This window comes from Saccharothrix syringae, from assembly GCF_009498035.1.
Lineage (GTDB): Bacteria > Actinomycetota > Actinomycetes > Mycobacteriales > Pseudonocardiaceae > Actinosynnema > Actinosynnema syringae.
Window position 1 is genome coordinate 9,574,388 of record NZ_CP034550.1, and the last position, 17,884, is coordinate 9,592,271.

The 17,884-nt window shown below is 73.9% G+C and carries 18 protein-coding genes; 7 read left to right on the forward strand and 11 right to left on the reverse strand.

Annotated elements, in window-relative coordinates; translation table 11 throughout:
* Positions 1-2 precede the first annotated feature (2 nt).
* Entirely contained in the window at positions 3-968 is a 966-nt protein-coding gene (locus tag EKG83_RS40230; protein WP_033431505.1) for a thiamine-phosphate kinase, read from the reverse strand.
* 97 nt (positions 969-1,065) lie between these two features.
* Between EKG83_RS40230 and EKG83_RS40235 the strand changes: the two genes are divergently transcribed.
* A complete protein-coding gene (locus EKG83_RS40235) occupies positions 1,066-1,299 on the forward strand; it encodes an Lrp/AsnC family transcriptional regulator (RefSeq protein ID WP_033431506.1) in 234 nt (77 codons plus the stop codon).
* A gap of 20 nt (positions 1,300-1,319) precedes the next feature.
* Entirely contained in the window at positions 1,320-1,898 is a 579-nt protein-coding gene (locus EKG83_RS40240) for a DUF3515 domain-containing protein (RefSeq protein ID WP_051765956.1), read from the forward strand.
* A 7-nt stretch (positions 1,899-1,905) separates the two neighbouring features.
* Here EKG83_RS40240 and EKG83_RS40245 read toward each other — a convergent pair whose 3' ends face one another.
* Positions 1,906-2,973 (reverse strand): D-alanine--D-alanine ligase family protein, encoded by a 1,068-nt coding sequence (locus tag EKG83_RS40245; protein WP_033431507.1) that lies wholly within the window; start codon positions 2,971-2,973, stop codon positions 1,906-1,908.
* 64 nt (positions 2,974-3,037) lie between these two features.
* Positions 3,038-4,426: a MocR-like pyridoxine biosynthesis transcription factor PdxR gene (gene pdxR / locus EKG83_RS40250; protein ID WP_033431508.1), complete on the reverse strand. Its 1,389-nt coding sequence runs from the start codon at positions 4,424-4,426 to the stop codon at positions 3,038-3,040.
* Between the two features lie 67 nt (positions 4,427-4,493).
* Here pdxR and EKG83_RS40255 point away from each other — a divergent pair, with 67 nt between their 5' ends.
* Positions 4,494-5,156, forward strand: coding sequence for a pyridoxamine 5'-phosphate oxidase family protein (locus EKG83_RS40255; protein ID WP_033431509.1), 663 nt, complete (start codon positions 4,494-4,496; stop codon positions 5,154-5,156).
* On the opposite strand, the gene EKG83_RS40260 is transcribed toward EKG83_RS40255, so the two are convergent.
* The 4 genes from EKG83_RS40260 to EKG83_RS40275 form a co-directional block, all read right to left on the reverse strand.
* Positions 5,125-5,607 carry a cysteine dioxygenase gene (locus tag EKG83_RS40260; protein WP_033431510.1) on the reverse strand — a complete coding sequence of 161 codons (483 nt, stop codon included), beginning with the start codon at positions 5,605-5,607 and terminating at the stop codon, positions 5,125-5,127. The two genes, EKG83_RS40255 and EKG83_RS40260, sit on opposite strands and share 32 nt — an antisense overlap.
* Positions 5,608-5,817: 210 nt before the next feature.
* On the reverse strand, positions 5,818-6,939 hold the full coding sequence (locus tag EKG83_RS40265) for a cystathionine gamma-lyase (protein WP_033431511.1): 1,122 nt from the start codon (positions 6,937-6,939) through the stop codon (positions 5,818-5,820).
* A 32-nt stretch (positions 6,940-6,971) separates the two neighbouring features.
* On the reverse strand, positions 6,972-7,976 hold the full coding sequence (locus tag EKG83_RS40270) for an NAD(P)H-dependent glycerol-3-phosphate dehydrogenase (RefSeq protein WP_033431512.1): 1,005 nt from the start codon (positions 7,974-7,976) through the stop codon (positions 6,972-6,974).
* Between the two features lies 1 nt (position 7,977).
* Positions 7,978-8,682: a lysophospholipid acyltransferase family protein gene (locus tag EKG83_RS40275; RefSeq protein ID WP_033431625.1), complete on the reverse strand. Its 705-nt coding sequence runs from the start codon at positions 8,680-8,682 to the stop codon at positions 7,978-7,980.
* 82 nt (positions 8,683-8,764) lie between these two features.
* On the opposite strand from EKG83_RS40275, the gene cofC reads away from it, so the two are divergent.
* Entirely contained in the window at positions 8,765-9,376 is a 612-nt protein-coding gene (gene cofC / locus EKG83_RS40280; RefSeq protein WP_033431513.1) for a 2-phospho-L-lactate guanylyltransferase, read from the forward strand.
* Between the two features lie 126 nt (positions 9,377-9,502).
* Here cofC and EKG83_RS40285 read toward each other — a convergent pair whose 3' ends face one another.
* A complete protein-coding gene (locus tag EKG83_RS40285; RefSeq protein WP_051765958.1) occupies positions 9,503-11,029 on the reverse strand; it encodes an LVIVD repeat-containing protein in 1,527 nt (508 codons plus the stop codon).
* A gap of 85 nt (positions 11,030-11,114) precedes the next feature.
* Here EKG83_RS40285 and EKG83_RS40290 point away from each other — a divergent pair, with 85 nt between their 5' ends.
* Genes EKG83_RS40290 through EKG83_RS40300 form a run of 3 tightly spaced genes read left to right on the forward strand, consistent with a single transcriptional unit; the run spans position 11,115 to position 14,579 of the window.
* Entirely contained in the window at positions 11,115-11,309 is a 195-nt protein-coding gene (locus EKG83_RS40290; protein ID WP_033431514.1) for a hypothetical protein, read from the forward strand.
* Positions 11,310-11,368: 59 nt separating this feature from the next.
* Entirely contained in the window at positions 11,369-13,660 is a 2,292-nt protein-coding gene (locus EKG83_RS40295) for an RNA degradosome polyphosphate kinase (protein WP_033431515.1), read from the forward strand.
* Positions 13,661-13,667: 7 nt separating this feature from the next.
* Complete coding sequence (locus EKG83_RS40300; protein ID WP_153279015.1) at positions 13,668-14,579, forward strand: NUDIX hydrolase; 912 nt, start codon at positions 13,668-13,670, stop codon at positions 14,577-14,579.
* 304 nt (positions 14,580-14,883) lie between these two features.
* Here EKG83_RS40300 and EKG83_RS40305 read toward each other — a convergent pair whose 3' ends face one another.
* The 3 genes from EKG83_RS40305 to leuC all read right to left on the reverse strand — a co-directional run bounded on the left by EKG83_RS40305 (position 14,884) and on the right by leuC (position 17,860).
* Positions 14,884-15,630, reverse strand: coding sequence for an HU family DNA-binding protein (locus EKG83_RS40305; protein ID WP_033431517.1), 747 nt, complete (start codon positions 15,628-15,630; stop codon positions 14,884-14,886).
* A 209-nt stretch (positions 15,631-15,839) separates the two neighbouring features.
* Positions 15,840-16,442: a 3-isopropylmalate dehydratase small subunit gene (leuD, locus tag EKG83_RS40310; RefSeq protein ID WP_033431518.1), complete on the reverse strand. Its 603-nt coding sequence runs from the start codon at positions 16,440-16,442 to the stop codon at positions 15,840-15,842.
* 14 nt (positions 16,443-16,456) lie between these two features.
* Positions 16,457-17,860: a 3-isopropylmalate dehydratase large subunit gene (gene leuC / locus EKG83_RS40315; RefSeq protein ID WP_033431519.1), complete on the reverse strand. Its 1,404-nt coding sequence runs from the start codon at positions 17,858-17,860 to the stop codon at positions 16,457-16,459.
* Between the last annotated feature and the right edge of the window lie 24 nt (positions 17,861-17,884).

Consider the following 17,884-nt stretch of genomic DNA (forward strand, 5'->3'; position numbering starts at 1 on the left):
ACCTAGCGCCAGTGTTCCCAGCCAGGGGGTTTCTCGTAGGCGCGGCCGTCCACGGTCACGCCGCTGCCGTGGCGGACCGTCCCTATCGTCGTCCAGCCGTCGGGGACCGCTGCCGGTTCCGGGAACGTGGCGGCCAGGGCGTGGTCCTCGCCGCCGGTGAGGACCCAGTGGCGGGCGTCCGCGCCCAGGGCCGCCGCCACGTCGATCAGGCGGGGGTGGACTTCCAGGAGTTCCGTGCGGATGTCGATGCCTATGCCCGATTCGTCGGCGATGTGGCCCAGGTCGGCCAGGAGGCCGTCGGAGACGTCGATCATGGCGGTCGCGCCCGCGGCGGCGGCTTGGGGGCCTGCCGCGTAGGGGGGTTCGGGGTTCCGCTGGGCCCCCACCACGGCCACCGGGGAGCGGAATCCTCGTTGGAGGACGGCCAGGCCGCCCGCCGCCCAGCCGAGGCGTCCGCAGACCGCGACCACGTCGCCCACCTGGGCTCCGGAGCGGGTCACCGGTTCCAGGCCGTTCATGTCGCCCATGGCCGTAACGGAGATCACCAGTGTCGCGGAGGACACCATGTCGCCCCCCACCACGCCGGCCCCCGCGATGACCGCCTCCTGCCACAGGCCGGCGGTGATGCCCTCGACCACCGCCGAGGGGGTGTCGGCGGGGCAGGCGAGGCCGATCGTGAGGGCCGTGGGCATGGCGCCCATGGCCGCCACGTCGGCCAGGTTCACGGCGGCCGCCTTGCGGCCGACCTGCTCTGGAGAGGACCAGTCGAGTCTGAAGTGGACACCTTCGACCAGCACGTCGGTGGACACCACCACGCGGCCGTCCGGCGCGGCCACCACAGCCGCGTCGTCACCCGGCCCGAGCAGGGTGGTGGGCGGCTGCGTCCGACCTGCCGTCACCCGGCGGATGAGACCGAACTCACCCACTTCAGCGACCGTGTCCGCGTTCTGCGGCGGCTCCGGACGCAAAATTGCCTCCCGTTCTGAGCAGTCGGAACCCCGACTGAGGTACGTTGCTGTGCACGTTCCTACCCCGACCCAACCTGTCGCGACGAAGGGGCACGCCGTGGTCCACGCATACATCCTCATCCAGACCGAGGTCGGGAAGGCAGCCGCCGTTGCGGCGGAGATCTCCGGCATCCCGGGTGTGGCCCAGGCGGAGGACGTCACCGGCCCGTACGACGTCATCGTCCGCGCCGAGGCCGACACCGTCGACCAGTTGGGGCAGCTCGTGGTCGCCCGCATCCAGAACGTCGAGGGCATCACGCGAACCCTGACCTGCCCGGTGGTCCACCTCTAGCGCCGTGCTGTCATAGCGGCGTGGCACAGGAACCGGAACCCGCCTCGCTGCTCCCCCGACCGCTGCTCGCCGTGGCCCTGGGCCTGCCGGCGCTGCTGGCGGCCGGGGTGGCGGCCGTGGGCCTCTTCTTCGGCGCGGGGGGCAAGGACGACCCCGCCGACCCGTCGGCGGGCCGGTCCGGGCCCGTCGCGCTGGTGCCCGTGCCGGCCCCGCGGGCCGAGTCCGCGGAGTGCGGTGCGCTGCTGAGCGCGCTGCCGATGCAACTGGTCTCCAACGGGGTCACGCTGCCCCGCCGCGAGCTGGCGTCCCCCGCGCCCGCGGGTGCCGTGGCCTGGGGTGACGCCACCCACGAGCCGGTGGTGCTGCGGTGCGGGCTGGAGCGGCCGGGCGAGCTGTCGCCGACCTCGGAGCTGCGCGACGTCTCCGACGTGACGTGGCTGGTGGTGGGTGGCACCGGCGCGGCCACCTGGTTCGTGGTGGACCGGCCGGTGTACGTGGCGCTGACCGTGCCGTCCGACGCGGGCACGGGGCCCCTCCAGGACATCTCGACGACCGTGCGGGACACCCTGGCCGAGGGCCCCGTGGACACCCGGGGCTGACCGGCCCTCAGCGCAGGCCGGTGCCCCGGGCGATCGCCGTCTCCACCAGGGTGGTCAGCAGGTTCGGGTAGTCCACGCCCGTCTCGGCCCACATGCGCGGGTACATCGAGATCGGCGTGAAGCCCGGCATGGTGTTGACCTCGTTGACGACCAGCCGGTCGTCCTCGGTGACGAAGAAGTCGACCCGGGCCAGGCCCTGGCAGTCCAGCGCGCGGAACGCGGCCACGGCCATCTCCCGCAGCTCGCGGGCCACCCCCTCGGGCAGCAGCGCGGGCACGTCGAACTCGCACACGTCGTCGAGGTACTTGGCGTCGAAGTCGTACCAGTCGACCGCGCCGCCGACCACGCGCAGCTCGGCGGGCACGGACGCCTCGACCCGGCCGTCGGGGAACTCCAGCACGCCGCACTCGACCTCGCGGCCGGACACGGCGGCCTCGACGATCACCTTCGGGTCGGTCTTGCGGGCCAGGGCGATGGCGCTGTCCAGGTGGTCCCAGTCGACGACCTTGGAGATGCCCACGGACGACCCGGCGCGCGCCGGCTTGACGAACACCGGCAGCCCGAGGCGGTCCCGGTCGGCCTGCGCCAGCGTGTCCTGGTCGCGCCGCAGCACGGCGAACTCGCCGACCGGCAGGCCCGCGCCGGCGAGCAGGCGCTTGGTGAACTCCTTGTCCATGGCCACCGCGCTGGCCAGCACGCCCGGGCCGACGTAGGGGACGTCGACCAGCTCCAGCAGGCCCTGGACGGTGCCGTCCTCGCCCCACGCGCCGTGCAGCACGGGGAACACCACGTCCACGTCGCCCAGCACCTCGTCCGGCGAGGCGGGCACGAGCTGCCCACCGGACACCGGGACCAGCGAGTTGACCGACGGCAGCTGCCGGTCGCGCACCTCCAGCGCCTTCGTGTCGTCGGCGCCGACCACCCAGGCACCCGCTTCGGTGATGCCGACGGGCACCACCTCGAACCGCTCCCGGTCCAGGTGCGGGAGCACGCTGCCGGCGGACAGGCAGGAGACCTTGTGCTCGCTGCTGCGCCCGCCGAACACCACGGCGACCTTGGTCTTGCGCTGTGTCATGGTTGCCGACCCTACCCGGATGGCGTAACCGGCAGGCCACCCGCGACGGGGACGTGCCCGGCGGTCACCCGAGTGCCGCGCGCAGCAGGTGGATCAGCTCCGGCACGGCGGCGGTGAGCTGGTCGCGGGAGCAGGCGCTGTAGCCGATGGCGGCACCGTGCACCCGCGGCCGGCCCGCGTGGTGGCGGCCGAGGCCGTCGAGCAGCAGGCCCCGGTCGCGGGCCGCGGCGAGCACGTCGCGCTCGGCCTGGGCGGTGGGCAGGGGCACCACGATGTGCGCGCCCGCGTCGTCGCCGAGGACCGGGACGCCCGCCTCGGCGAAGGCCGCCGAGAGCAGGGCGCGGCGGTCGGACAGCTCGCGGCGCAGCCGGCGCAGGTGGCGGCCGAGGTCGCCGTTGCGGGCCAGCTCGACCACGACCCGCTGGCCCGCCGCGGACGGGCCGGTGCCGGTGCGGTCGCGGTGCTCCATCACCTCGGCCGCGATCGGCTCGGGCGCCACCATCCAGCCCGCGCCCAGGGTCGGGGTGAGGATCTTGCTGGTGGTGCCCAGGTGCACGACCACGTCCGGCGCGAGGGCCGCCAGCAGCGGCAGGGGCGCCACGTCGTAGCGCAGCTCGCCGTCGTAGTCGTCCTCGACGACCAGCCAGCCCTCGGCGCGCGCCCGCTCGACCAGGGCCACCCGCCTGCCCGCGGACATGCGCCCGCCCATCGGGTACTGGTGCGCGGGCGAGCAGTAGACGCCCCGCACGCCCGGCGGCACGCCGTCCACGAGCAGGCCCTCCGCGTCGACCGGGGCCTGCACCACGCGCACGCCCGCCGAGCGCAGCGCCCACACCGCCCGCTGGTAGCCGGGCTCCTCCACGGCCACCACGTCACCCGGCCGCAGCACCGACGCGCCCAGCTCCACCAGCGCGGCGGTGGTGCCGCCGGTGGCCAGCACCGACTCCTCGCCCAGCCCGCCGCGCACGGCCAGGCCCCGGTGCCGCAGCAGGTGCTCGGCGACCACGGCGCGGTACTCGGGCAGGCCCGCCCGGGACGGCCGGAACAGCGGCGGCACGTCCGCCGCCGCGCGCCAGGCCCGCCGCCACGCCGCGCGGTCCAGCCCCTCGGCCCACGGCGCGCCCGGCGCCAGGTCCACCACGTCGGCGGGCGCGGGCGCGACGGCGGTGCGGCGGGCGCGGGAGCGCAGCGCGCCGGGCGGCGTGGTGGTCACGTACGTGCCCGAGCCGTGCCGTCCCGCGATCCAGCCCTCGGCGTGCAGCTGCTCGTAGGCCGCCGCCGTCACCGTCCGGCTCACGCCCAGCCGCTCGGCCAGCGCGCGCGTGGAGGGCAGCCGGTCGCCGCTGCGCAGCCTGCCGTCCGCGGCGGCCTCGCGCAGGGCGTCCGCGAGCTGCACGGCCAGCGGCTCGGCCGAGTCGCGGTCGAGTGCGACCGCCAGCGCCGTCTCGACCAAAGTGGCCTCCTGGAATCGCCCTTAATTGGCACTTGAGAGATACCACTTTACCGGAAACGCTGGCCGCATGACGTTGTCGCCGACACCCCGCAGCACGATCAGGCGCGGCCGCCACCACGCCGCGACCGAACGCGCCGCCCTGCACGCCGTCCTCGACGCCGCGCTCGTGTGCCACCTCGCGGTGGTCGTCGACGGCGCGCCGCTCGTGCTGCCCACCGGCTACGGCCGCGACGGCGACACCCTCTACCTGCACGGCTCGACCGGCGCGCGCAGCCTGCGCGAGGCCGCGACCGGCGTGCCGGTGTGCGTCGCCGTGACCGTCCTCGACGGCGTGGTCTACGCGCGCTCGGCGTTCGACCACTCCATGAACTACCGCGCGGCCGTGGTCCACGGCACCGCCGTGCCGGTCACCGGGCCGGAGGCCAAGCTGCACGGCCTGCGCGTGCTCACCGAGCACCTCGCGCCCGGGTCGTGGGACTACGCCCGGCCGCCCACGCCCAAGGAGGTGGCCGCGACGTCCGTGCTCGCGCTCGACCTCGCCGAGGCGTCGGTGAAGATCCGCAGCGGCCCGCCCGGCGACGAGGACGAGGACGTGGCCGCCAACGAGCGGTGGGCGGGCGTGCTGCCGCTGCGCGCGGCCTGGGGCACCCCCGAGCCGGACCCGCTGCTGGTCGGCGACTGGGAGGTCCCGCCGCACGTCACGGCGCGCAGCCGCGCTCCTCTCGGGTAGCGCCCTCGACCGGGTCGAACCGGCGCGGCCGCACGGTGCGCCCGCCGTCGCGGTAGACGTGGACGGTGACGGCCGGGTCGACGCCGTCGTTGCGCACCCGGTGGACGTAGTCGGGGCCGAACACCCGCGACTGGCCGGCCACCAGGTGGTGCAGCACCTGCCGGCCGCCCGTCGCGACCACCTCGGTCAGCGAGCCGCTGACCACGGTGAACGCGCCGGTGGTGAGGCCGTGGTCGTGCAGGCCGGTGTGCTGGCCGGGCAGCCAGCTCATCAGCCACACCTCCTGGTCGGCGGTGCGCTCCACCAGGGCGGCGAAGCGCTCGTCGGGGTCGTAGCGGAGCAGGTGGGCCCAGCGCTCGCGCCGTGCCGCGACGTCGAGGGCGATGCGCACCGGGTGCGGTGCGGCGGCCGACGGGGGCAGGGCGACGGTGTTCTCCGGAACGGCGAACATGGTTCCTTCTCGGGATCTGGTGGCGTGCGAGCGTCAACGGCTCGCCGGGCGCGAGACGATCACCGAGGGAGACAGAGCGCGCTGGCGACCAGGCGGAGGTCGATGTGACCCCGTCCGGCGGTCATGGCGCGGAAGGACATGCCGTCGAGGGTCCCAGCGCCCTCGACGACCCCGCAACCGCATCCCACGAACTGGACGCCGCGCCACCCGTCAGAGGGAACCGAGCACGTCCGCCACGAGGTCCGCGGTGTCCTCGCAGCCCGCCGAGAGCCGCACCAGGCCCTCCGGCACCGGGTCGCCCCACTGCGCGCGCCGGTCCAGGCTCGTGTGCAGGCCGCCGAAGCTGGTGCTCGCGTACACCAGCCGCGAGCGGCCCAGGAACGCCGCGACCGCGTCGGCGTCGGCCAGCTCGAAGGTCAGCACGCCGCCGAACCGCCGCATCTGCCGGACCGCCACCTCGTGGGCCGGGTCGGCGGGCGAACCCGGCCAGCGCAGGTTGGCCACCGCCGGGTGGCCCTTGAGCACCTCGTAGAGCGCGGCGGCGTTCTCCGCCTGGCGGGTCAGGCGCAGGTCGAGCGTGCCCAGGCCGCGGTGGACCAGCCACGCCTCGAACGGGCCGGGGATCGCGCCGCCGGTGGTGCGCGCCGACCGCAGCCGCTCGACCAGGTCGGGGTCCGCGGTGGAGACGTGGCCGAGCAGCACGTCGCTGTGCCCGGCGACGGCCTTGGTGTCGCTGCTGACCACGACGTCCGCGCCCAGCAGCAGCGGCTGCTGGCCGATCGGCGTCGCGGTCGTGTTGTCCACCGCCACCAGCGCGCCCGCCGCGTGCGCGGCCTCGGCCAGCGCCGCGATGTCGCACACGTCCAGGCCCGGGTTGGACGGCGACTCCAGCAGCACCAGCCGCACGCCCTCGAACGACGGGTACGGCCCGGCCGTGGGCGCCTCCAGCACGGTGACGGGCATCTCGGCGACCAGGTTGCGGGTCAGGAAGTAGCCGTCGGCGGGCAGGACCACGGTGTCGCCGGGCGCCAGCACCACGCGCAGCAGCGTCGAGACCGCCGCCATGCCGGACGGGAACAGCACGGCCGTGCCGCCGTCCAGCTCGCCCAGCGCCGCCTCCAGCGCCCGCCACGTCGGGTTGTGCGCGCGGCCGTAGGTGTCCTCGCCGCCCAGGTGGTAGGCCGAGGCGAACACCGGGCCGGCCAGGAACGGCTGCCCCGGCGCGGCCGGCGCGGAGTGGACGACCCGCGTCCCGTCCCCCCACGCGCCCCGCTCGCCTGCCCGCTCCGCCCGCTCGCCGTGCCCGCTCCCCCGGCCGTTCGCCGAATTCACCCGATCGTCTCCCCGCTCGCTCCCCTGCCCGCTCACTCCCGCTCCGCCTTCCGCTCGCGCCCGAGGAGCGCCGCCGTCAGCACGCGCGGGTCCAGTCCCTCGTGGCAAACCCGGTGCACGCCCTCGGTGATGGGCATGTCCACCCCCAGCCGCTCGGCCAGCTCGCGGATCGACGAGCACGACTTCACGCCCTCGGCGACCTGGCCGTGCGCGGCCTCCTGGGCCTGGGCCAGCGTGTCGCCGCGCCCCAGCCTCTCGCCGAACGTGCGGTTGCGCGACAGCGGCGACGCGCAGGTGGCCACCAGGTCGCCCAGGCCCGCCAGCCCGGCGAAGGTCAGCGGGTCCGCGCCCAGCTCCTCGCCCAGCCGGGCGGTCTCGGCCAGGCCGCGGGTGATGATCGAGGCCACCGTGTTGTCGCCGAAGCCGAGGCCCGCGGCCATCCCGCAGGCCAGCGCGATGACGTTCTTGCACGCGCCGCCCAGCTCGCAGCCGACCACGTCGACGTTCGTGTAGGGCCGGAAGTAGGGGGTGGAGCAGGCGTGCTGGAGGTCGACCGCGCGGTCGTGGTCGGTGCACGCGATGACCGTGGCGGTCGGCTGCCCGGCCGCGATCTCCTTGGCCAGGTTCGGCCCGGACACCACCGCGACCCGGTCCTCCGGCACCGAGGCGACCTCCCGGATCACCTCGCTCATCCGCTTGAGCGTGCCCAGCTCCACGCCCTTGGCCAGGCTGACCAGCGTGGCGTCCGCCGGCAGCCGGTCGCGCCAGGCGGTGAGGTTGCCCCGCAGCGTCTGGCTCGGCACGGCCAGCACCACGGCCTGCGCGCCGGCCAGCGCCTTGCCCGCGTCCGAGGTGGCCGACAGGTTCTCCGGCAGGACGACGCCCGGCAGGTAGTCGGCGTTCACCCGGCTCCCGTCGATGGCGTCGGCGACCTCGGGCCGCCGCGCCCACAGCACCACGTCGGTGCCGGCGTCGGCGAGCACCTTGGCGAAGGTGGTGCCCCACGACCCGGCGCCCAGCACCGCGACCCGCTCCACGTCAGACCTTCCGGCCGGGGTGGAAGCCCTCGGGCGCCTGCTCCTGGCGGATCTCCGCGAGCAGGTCCTTGACCTCGCCCATCAGCAGGTCGGTCACCTCGCGCAGCAGCGCCAGGTTCTGCGGGCGGGACCGGTGGGCGGTCAGGTCGACCGGCGGGCCGACCTTCGTCACCACGGTCTTGCGCGGGAACGGGCGGAACTTGCGGCGGTAGTGGTCGTAGAGGTCGCGGGTGCCCCAGCGGGCGGCGGGCAGCACCGGCACGTCGTGCTCCAGCGCAAGCCGCGCCACGCCGGTGCGGGAGCTCATCGGCCAGCCGTCGGGGTCCCTGGTGATCGTGCCCTCCGGGTAGATGATCACGACGAGGCCCTGCTCCAGGGCCTCGTGGGCGGCGCGCAGGCTCTGCTGGGCGTCCGCGGTGCCCCGGTAGACCGGGATCTGGCGGGCGCCCTTGACCACCGTGCCGAGCACTGGGACGTTCCACAGGCTGTGCTTGGCCAGGAAGTGCGGCACCCGACCCCGCCGGTGGGTGAAGACCGCGTCGTAGACCGGGTCGAGGTGGGACACGTGGTTCATCACGATGAGCGCCCCGCCCGTACCCGGGACGTGCTCGGCACCCTCGTCCCGCCGCCGCGCCATCAGCGCGGTGGCCGGGTAGAAGACCGCCGCGGCGAGCCCGACCCAGAAACCGCCCTTCTCCTTGGCCACGTGCACTCCCTCTTCGTCGTGGCCCCGGAGTCTTCCCCGGAGCCCCCGGCCAGGTCCAGCCGGCATCGGGGAGTATGGCGGTGTGCGTGCCGAAGTGGACCTGGTGGTGCCGGTCAAGACCCTGGACCGGGCCAAGTCGCGGCTGGTGGGGGTCGGGCCGGCCCGGTCGGCGCTGGCACTGGCCTTCGCGCTGGACACGATCGGGGCCGCGCTGCCCGCCGTGCGGACTGTGCTGGCCGTCACGTCCGACCCGGCGGTGGTGCTCGAACTGCGGGCGCTGGGCGTGGAGTCGGTGGCCGGCCCCGAGGGCCTGAACGAGGCGTTGGGCTTCGGCTTCGACGTGCTGCGCGGGCGTGACCCGGACTCCGTCGTGGGCGCGCTGCAGGCCGACCTGCCCGCCCTGCGGACCGCCGAGCTGGCCGCGGCCCTGGCCGCCGCGCGCGGCCGGGCGTTCTGCCCCGACCGCCAGGGCACCGGCACCACCCTGCTGCTCTCGGCCCCGGGCGAACCCCTGTCCCCCGCCTTCGGCGTCGGCTCCGCCGAGGCGCACGCCGCCTCGGGCGCCACCCCCCTGACCGGCCCCTGGCCGTCCCTGCGCCACGACGTGGACACCGCCGAGGACCTCGCCCTGGCCTCCACCGCCCTGGGCGTGGGCCGCCGAACCGCCGCCCTCCTGACCCCGGTCTGCGGCTGACCCGCGAACGCAGAACTCGGGGGCTCGGAACGTTCGACACGACGGTCCCGAACGTTCGACTCGCGCGAGTCGAACCTCCAGCCCCCTCGTGTCGAACCTCCAGGACCCCCGAGTTCCACATTCGGGTCAGCAGCAGGCGGTGCCCGGGGTGCAGCGGCCGGTGACCATGGGGCAGGCGTAGCCGTACTCGGGGTCCGGGGCGAGCGGCAAGCGCTTGCGCGGTGCCTGTGCCGACCGCACCACCTCGTCGGGCGGCGAGGTGGTCAGCGTCACCTTCGTGTGCGTGGCCTGCGCGTCGTAGGCGCCCCGGGTGAGCTTCAGGACCTCCACGCCGCGCGCCGCGTCCGCCAGGACCACCCGTCCCCGGTGCCAGTAGGGCGCGAACGACACCGCGCCCTCCGGCCGCCAGTACGCCACCTGGATCGGGTTGGCCGGGTCGGTGATGTCCAGGAACCGCGTCCCCTGCTCGTACCAGGAGTAGGCCACGATCCGCCGGTGCACGTCGAAGTAGTGCGCCGAGCAGAACGCGTCCGGCAGCGTGCCCTCCTGGTCGTCAGGCGACCAGACGCCCACCGTCTTCAGGTAGAACGGCTGCTCCGGCGTCGCCCGCCACGACTCGCCACCGGTCGAGCCCTGGAGCGACGAGATGACGAACCGCCCCTGGTCCTTGCAGGTGGGCGACTCGAACGCCTCCTCGGTGTGCAGCAGCAGGCTGCCCGCCGGGTGCTCGGCCGACGGCCTCGGCCCGTCCGCCAGCGTGCGCCCGACCGGCCGGAACGAGTTGTGCGAGAACGACGTCGGCATGTCCAGCCTCGGCGCCGCGCCGCCCGCGTACGGGACCGGGTCCCACGCGGTGGCCTCGCGCACCCGCCCGGTCAACGGGTCGCGGTGCCGGCCGCGCGTGTAGTAGCCGCGCGTACCGCCCGTGCCCGCCACCCAGGCCACGCCCGCCGCGTCCACCTGGACGTCGTGCGTCATGTGCGTCTCGCCCTGGTCGCGGTTGAGGTCGACTTGGGTGTCCAGCGTCCGCGGGTGGCGCGGGTCGCGGATGTCGGTGACGAACACCTTGCCCGAACGCCGGTAGGTGTCCGGGTCGGTGGACGGCGTGCCGTCGTAGCCGGTCGTCCACAGGTACGCGCAGTCGTTGACGCACGTGGTGATGTGCCCGGTGCCCATCGGCGCGAAGCTCATCAGCTCCAGCCGCGCCGGGTCGGCGGCCGAGACGAAGTACACGCCGGTCGGCCGCTCGCCGCCCACCTGCCTGCCGAACGCGCTGCGCTCGCGGGCCAGGAACACCAGCTTGCGCCGCGGGTCGACGGTGACGTCCTCGTTCTCCCAGAACCGCTGCTCCGGGTCGTCGCCCGGCAGGGCCAGCTCCCGCTTGGTCAGGTGGTCGAGCAGCACCGGGTGGTCCAGGTCGGTGACGTCGTAGGACTTGAGCCCGAACGTCCCGCTGACGAACATCACCTCGCGGTGCCGGTACTGGAGGAAGTTGATCGAGACCGCGCCCTCGGTCTCCGGGAGCGCCGCCCGCAGTTCCACGTTCCTGGCCGCCGCGGGCAGTCCCCGGTCGGCGGCCGGCTCGGCGGCCGCGGCCGTGCCCTGGGTGACGCAACCGAGGAGTACGGCGACGACCGCCGCGATAACCCTCATGCCCACTCCTTCCGGTAAGGGGGCCACAGCGGAGCGTGGCAGCGCCGCGACCCGCCCACCACCTCCGATCGGCTAGCGTTGCCCCGTGCCCGAGCAAGCGACCGTGAGCGCCCACCACCCGGATGGCTCAGCCACCGTCCTGCGGGACGACGGGGTGCTCGTGGACGCGCCGGCCGCCGCGGTGGCCGCCGGCGGGTGGCGCGCGTTGCGGGCGGGTCAGCGGGTGACCGTGGACCGGGACGAGTCGGGCGCGGTGCGGGCGCTGCTGCGCCCGGTGTGACGCGGAGTTCACCTCCTCGTCCGTTCCGATCAGCGCAAACACCCGCGCGTTGAGGAAGAATGCCGATCGTGAGCACCGAGAACACCCCCGAGCAGCCGGCGCCCGGGCGTCGCGCGCGGACACCCCGCGCCGCCACGCCCGCCACGAGCACGGCGCGGTCCGCGAGCACCGCGCGCCGCCCCCGCCCGGCCACGCGCCGCGGCTCCGCGCGAACGGCCGACCGGCCGCCCGCCGAGTCGCCGGCCCGGTCGTTCCCCAGCTCACCGCCCGCGGCCACCGACCCCGAGGCGCAGGCCGACCTGCCCGACGACCGGTACTTCAACCGCGAACTGTCCTGGTTGGACTTCAACGCCCGGGTGCTGGCGCTGGCCGAGGACGCCTCCCAGCCGCTGCTGGAGCGGGCCAAGTTCCTGGCCATCTTCGCGTCGAACCTCGACGAGTTCTACATGGTCCGGGTCGCGGGCCTGAAGCGCCGCGACGAGACCGGCCTGTCGGTGCGCAGCGCGGACGGGCTCAGCCCGCGCGAGCAGCTGGCCAGCATGAGCAAGCGCTCCCAGGAGCTGGTCGAGCAGCACGCCAGGACGTTCCTGGACCACGTCCGGCCGGGCCTGGAGAAGCACGGCATCAGCATCGTCAACTGGGCGCAGCTGACCGACAGCGAGAAGCAGCGGCTGTCGAACTACTTCACCGACCAGGTGTTCCCGGTGCTCACGCCCCTCGCCGTGGACGCCGCGCACCCGTTCCCCTACATCTCGGGCCTGTCGCTGAACCTCGCGGTGACCGTGCGGGACCCCGAGGGCGGCGCGGAGCGGTTCGCCCGGATCAAGGTGCCGGACAACGTGCCGCGGCTGGTCCGGGTGGAGAACGACCGCACCAGCCCGACCGCGACGTTCCTGCCGCTGGAGGAGCTGATCTCGGCGCACCTGGGCGAGCTGTTCGCGGGCATGCAGGTCGTCGAGTGCCACGCGTTCCGGGTGACCCGCAACGCGGACCTGGAGGTCGAGGAGGACCAGGACGAGGACCTGCTCCAGGCGCTGGAGCGGGAGCTGGCCCGCCGCCGGTTCGGGCCGCCGGTGCGGCTGGAGGTCGCCGGCGACATGACCGAGCACATGCTGGAGCGGCTGCTGCGGGAGATGGAGGTCGACCCGGCCGACGTCGTGCAGGTGCCCGGGCTGCTCGACCTGTCGTGCCTGTGGCAGCTCTACAGCGTCGACCGCAAGCAGCTCAAGGACGCGCCGTTCGTGCCCGCGACGCACTCGGCGTTCGGCGAGCGGGAGACGCCCAAGAGCATCTTCGCCACCCTGCGCGAGGGCGACGTGCTGGTGCACCACCCGTACGACTCGTTCTCCACGTCCGTGCAGCGGTTCATCGAGCAGGCGGCGGCCGACCCGCGGGTGCTGGCCATCAAGCAGACCCTGTACCGCACCTCCGGCGACTCGCCGATCGTGGACGCGCTGATCGACGCGGCCGAGGCGGGCAAGCAGGTCGTGGCGCTGGTGGAGATCAAGGCGCGGTTCGACGAGCAGGCGAACATCAAGTGGGCGCGGGCGCTGGAGAAGGCGGGCGTGCACGTGGTCTACGGCCTGATGGGCCTGAAGACGCACTGCAAGACGTCGCTGGTGGTGCGCCAGGAGGGCTCGCGCATCCAGCGCTACTGCCACATCGGCACCGGCAACTACAACCCGAAGACCGCTCGGCTCTACGAGGACATCGGCCTGCTGACCGCCGAACCGACCATCGGCGCGGACCTGACCGACCTGTTCAACGTGCTGACCGGGTACGCGCGGCAGGACCACTACCGCAGCCTGCTGGTGGCGCCGCACGGCGTGCGGCGGGGCATCGTGGAGCGCATCGAGCACGAGATCGAGCTGGCGCGCGCCGGGCAGGCCGCGGGCGTGCGCATCAAGGTGAACTCGCTGGTGGACGAGCAGGTCATCGACTCGCTGTACCGGGCGTCGCAGGCGGGCGTGCCGGTGCAGGTGGTGGTGCGGGGGGTGTGCGCGCTGAAGCCGGGCATCAAGGGGCTGTCGGAGAACATCCACGTCCGCTCGATCCTCGGGCGCTTCCTGGAGCACTCGCGGGTGTTCCACTTCGCCGGGGCCGGGGAGCACTGGATCGGCAGCGCCGACATGATGCACCGCAACCTGGACCGGCGGGTGGAGGTGTGCGTGCGGGTGACCGACCCGAAGCTGACCGCCCAGCTGGACGCCGTGCTCGACTCGGCGCTGGAGGCCACCACGCGGTGCTGGGTGCTCCAGCCGGACGGCGCCTGGCAGGCGTCGCCGTCGGACGGCGGCCGGGTCCGCGACCACCAGACCGAGCTGCTGCGCGCGCACCGCGCACTGGGGTGAGGCGTTGATCAGGGCTGCCGGCGCCGTGCTGTGGCGCGAGGGTTGCTTGGCGGTCGTGCACCGGCCGCGTTACGACGACTGGTCCCTGCCGAAGGGGAAGCTGGACCCGGGCGAGACCGTGCCCGCGGCGGCGGTGCGCGAGGTGCTGGAGGAGACCGGCTTCCGCGCCGTGCTGGGGCGGCACCTGCGCCGGGTGGCCTACGAGGTGGCGGCCGGGCCGAAGACCGTGGACTACTTCAGCGCGCGGGTCTCCTCGGGGGCGTTCGAGGCCAACGACGAGGTCGACGAGCTGCGCTGGGTGCCGTTCGACGAGGCGGCCGGGGTGCTGACGCACGACACCGACCGGTCGGTGCTGGAGGCGTTCCTGGCGGCGCCGGCGGACCTGGCGCACCTGCTGCTGGTGCGGCACGCGAAGGCGGGCAAGCGGGACAACTGGCCGGGTGACGACGACCTGCGGCCGCTCAGCTCCGCCGGGTGGCGGCAGGCGGCGGGCCTGCGGGCCATGCTGCCCCTGTGGGGCGTCTCACGCGTCCACTCGGCGCCGCGCGTGCGGTGCGTGGAGACCGTCCGGGGCGTCGCGGACGACCTGGGCGTGGGCGTGGCGCTGGAGCCGCGCCTGTCCGAGGAGGGCTACTGGCCCGACCGCGAGGCGGCCCTGGTGCGCCTGCTGGAGATCGCCGACGGTCCGGGCACGCCGGTCGTGGCGAGCCAGGGCGGGGTGATCCCGGACGTCGTCTCCACCCTCGCCGACCTGGGCGGTCTCGCCCTCGGGGACGTCCCGTGCAAGAAGGGCAGCACCTGGCTGCTGGCGTTCCGGCGACCCGCCCCGGGCTGGTCCACATCGGACTCGTCCACCGCCTGGCCGCGCCTGGTTTCGGCCCATTACCTGCCCACCGCGCTGCCCAATCCCCCGCACTAATCCCCCTCACCCGTCATATCCCCGAGGCGGCCCCGGGAATGGGCCGCCCGGGTACGGGTTGGGCCGGTCGGGGCACGAATGGGTCCCACCGGATGACTCGCGGTGCCGGAGTGGAGGACTCGCGGTGTCCGAGTGGAGGACACGCGGTTCTGAACGTGGAACTCGGGGGGTTTGGGCGTTCGACACGAGGGGGCCGGGGGTTCGACTCGCGCGAATCGGGGAGCGGGTGGGTGTGCTCAGGGCCCGGTGCGCGTCCGCACCGGGCCCTGAGCGTCGACCGGGGCCGGGGTTGCCCGGCCCCGGGTCACTTCTTCTTCGCAGCCGACGTCTTGGCCGTGGTGGCCTTCTTGGCGGCCGGCTTGGCCGCGGCCGAGGTGGTGGCCTTGGTCGCGGGGGTGGAAGCCGCCTTCGCGGCGGTGGTGGTGGCCTTCGCCGTGCTGGCCTTCTTCGCCGCCGGCTTGGCCGCGGTCGTCGAGGCCGCCTTCGTGGCGGTCGACTTCGGGGCGGTCGCCTTGCTCGCCGTCTTGGCGGGCGCGGCCTTGGTGGCGGTGGCCGCCTTCGCGGCGGTCGCCGTGCTGCCGGCCTTGCTGCGGGTGGCCGGGGCCTTCGTGGCTGCCGCAGCGGTGCGCGCGGTGGTGCTGCGCGCGGTGGTCGACCGCGCCGTGGTGGTGCGCGCGGTGGTGCCGCGGGTCGCCGGGGCCTTGGTCCCCGCCGCCGCCGCCGCGGGCTTGGCCGCCGCGGCCGCGGGCTTCGGGGCCGTCACGCGGGGCAGCTTCTTCGTGCCGCTGATGACGTCCTTGAACGTCGAACCCGCGCGGAACGCGGGCACGTTGGTCTTCTTGACCTTCACGGTCTCACCGGTGCGCGGGTTGCGAGCGGTGCGGGCCGCGCGGGCGCGCTTCTCGAAGACACCGAAGCCGGTGATGTTGACCTTCTCGCCCTTGTGGACGCTGCGGACGATCACGTCGACGATGCCGTCGACCGCGGCAGCGGCGTTCTTCTTGTCGCCAAGGCGCTCGGCGAGCGCCTCGATGAGCTGGGCCTTGTTCACCTTCAGTCCCTCCCAGGACGCTCACGGCCCTAGTCGGGCCGACTGATGGTCACGGTAAGCCCATATGCAAGGAAATACCAATCGCCACGCCAGATTTTTGTTGTGGCGTGGGCGATTACGACCTGTCGAGGGACACCCCGCCGGAGCCCTCCGGCGAAAGGCCGGGGCCGGATTTCCGCTGCTAGAGGGGGAAATCCGGCCCCTTCGGGTCACTTCACGGGCACGGGATCGGTGGTCGGGAGCCACCCGGGCCTGCGCTGCTCGAACTCGGTGATGTCATCGGCGTGCCGCAGCGTCAGGGCGATGTCGTCCAATCCCTCCAGCAGGCGCCAGCGGGTGTACTCGTCGATGGCGAAGGGGGCGGTGAAGTCCTTCGCCACAACGGTGTTGTTCGTCAGGTCGACGGTCACCGGGGTGCCGGGGTCGTTCTCCAGGAGCTTCCAGAGCAATTCGACATCGGACTGCTCGCACTGGGCCGCCAGGAGGCCCTGCTTGCCCGCGTTGCCCCGGAAGATGTCGGCGAACCGGGAGGAGATGACCACCCGGAAGCCGTAATCCATCAGGGCCCACACGGCGTGCTCGCGGGACGAGCCGGTGCCGAAGTCGGGCCCGGCGACCAGCACGCTGCCGGCCCGGTAGGGCTCCTGGTTGAGCACGAAGTGCTCGTCGCCGCGCCAGGCGGCGAACAGGCCGTCCTCGAAGCCCGTGCGGGTGACCCGCTTGAGGTAGACGGCCGGGATGATCTGGTCGGTGTCCACGTTGGACCTGCGCAGGGGCACCCCGACCCCGGTGTGGGTGGTGAACGCTTCCATGGCTCGATCTCCCCTTAGACCAGGTCGGCGGGTGCGGACAGGGTGCCGCGCACGGCGGTGGCGGCGGCCACGAGCGGCGAGACCAGGTGGGTCCGGCCGCCCTTGCCCTGCCTGCCCTCGAAGTTGCGGTTGGAGGTGGAGGCGCTGCGCTCACCCGGCTTGAGCTGGTCCGGGTTCATGCCCAGGCACATCGAGCAGCCCGCCTGGCGCCACTCGGCGCCCGCGGCCAGGAACACCTCGTGCAGCCCCTCGGCCTCGGCCTGGGCCCGCACGCGCATGGAGCCCGGCACGACGAGCATCCGCACCCCGTCGGCCACCCGGTGCCCCCGCAGCACGTCCGCGGCGGCCCTCAGGTCCTCGATGCGCCCATTCGTGCAAGAGCCGAGGAAGACGGTGTCGACCCGGATGTCGCGCAGCGGCGTGCCCGGCTCCAGCCCCATGTACGCGAGCGCCTTCTCGGCGGCCACGCGCTCGTTCTCGTCGCCGATCGCCTCGGGGTCGGGCACCCGCTCGCCCAGCGGCAGCCCCTGCCCCGGGTTGGTCCCCCAGGTGACGAACGGCGTCAGCTCGTCCGCGTTCAGGTGCACCTCGGCGTCGAAAACCGCACCCTCGTCGGTGCGCAGCGTCTTCCAGTGCTCCACCGCCGCGTCCCAGTCGGCCCCGGCCGGCGCGTGCGGGCGCCCCTGCACGTAGTCGAACGTCGTCTGGTCGGGCGCGATCATGCCCGCCCGCGCCCCGGCCTCGATCGACATGTTGCACACGGTCATCCGGGCTTCCATCGACAACGCCTCGATCGCGCTGCCCCGGTACTCCAGGACGTACCCCTGGCCCCCACCGGTACCGATCTTCGCGATCACCGCCAGGATGACGTCCTTGGCCGTGACGCCGGGCCCGAGCCGCCCCTCGACGTTGATCGCCATGGTCTTGAACGGTTTGAGCGGCAACGTCTGGGTAGCCATCACGTGCTCGACCTCGGACGTCCCGATGCCGAACGCCAGGGCGCCGAAAGCGCCGTGGGTGGAGGTGTGGCTGTCACCGCAGACCACCGTCATGCCCGGCTGGGTCAACCCCAGCTGCGGCCCCACCACGTGGACGATGCCCTGCTCCGCGTCGCCCATCGGGTGCAGCCGAACGCCGAACTCGGCGCAGTTCTTCCGCAACGTCTCGACCTGCGTGCGGGACACCGGGTCCGCGATCGGCAGCTCGATGTCCACCGTGGGGACGTTGTGGTCCTCGGTGGCAATGGTCAGGTCCGGCCGCCGGAGGCCGCGCCCGGCCAACCGGAGCCCGTCGAATGCCTGCGGGCTGGTCACCTCGTGCAGCAGGTGGAGGTCGATGTAGAGCAGGTCCGGCTCGGCGCCACTGCCGTGGCGCACGACGTGTGCTTCCCACACCTTCTCCGCGAGCGTGCGGCTCATCGCAACTCCCAAGATCTGGACAGT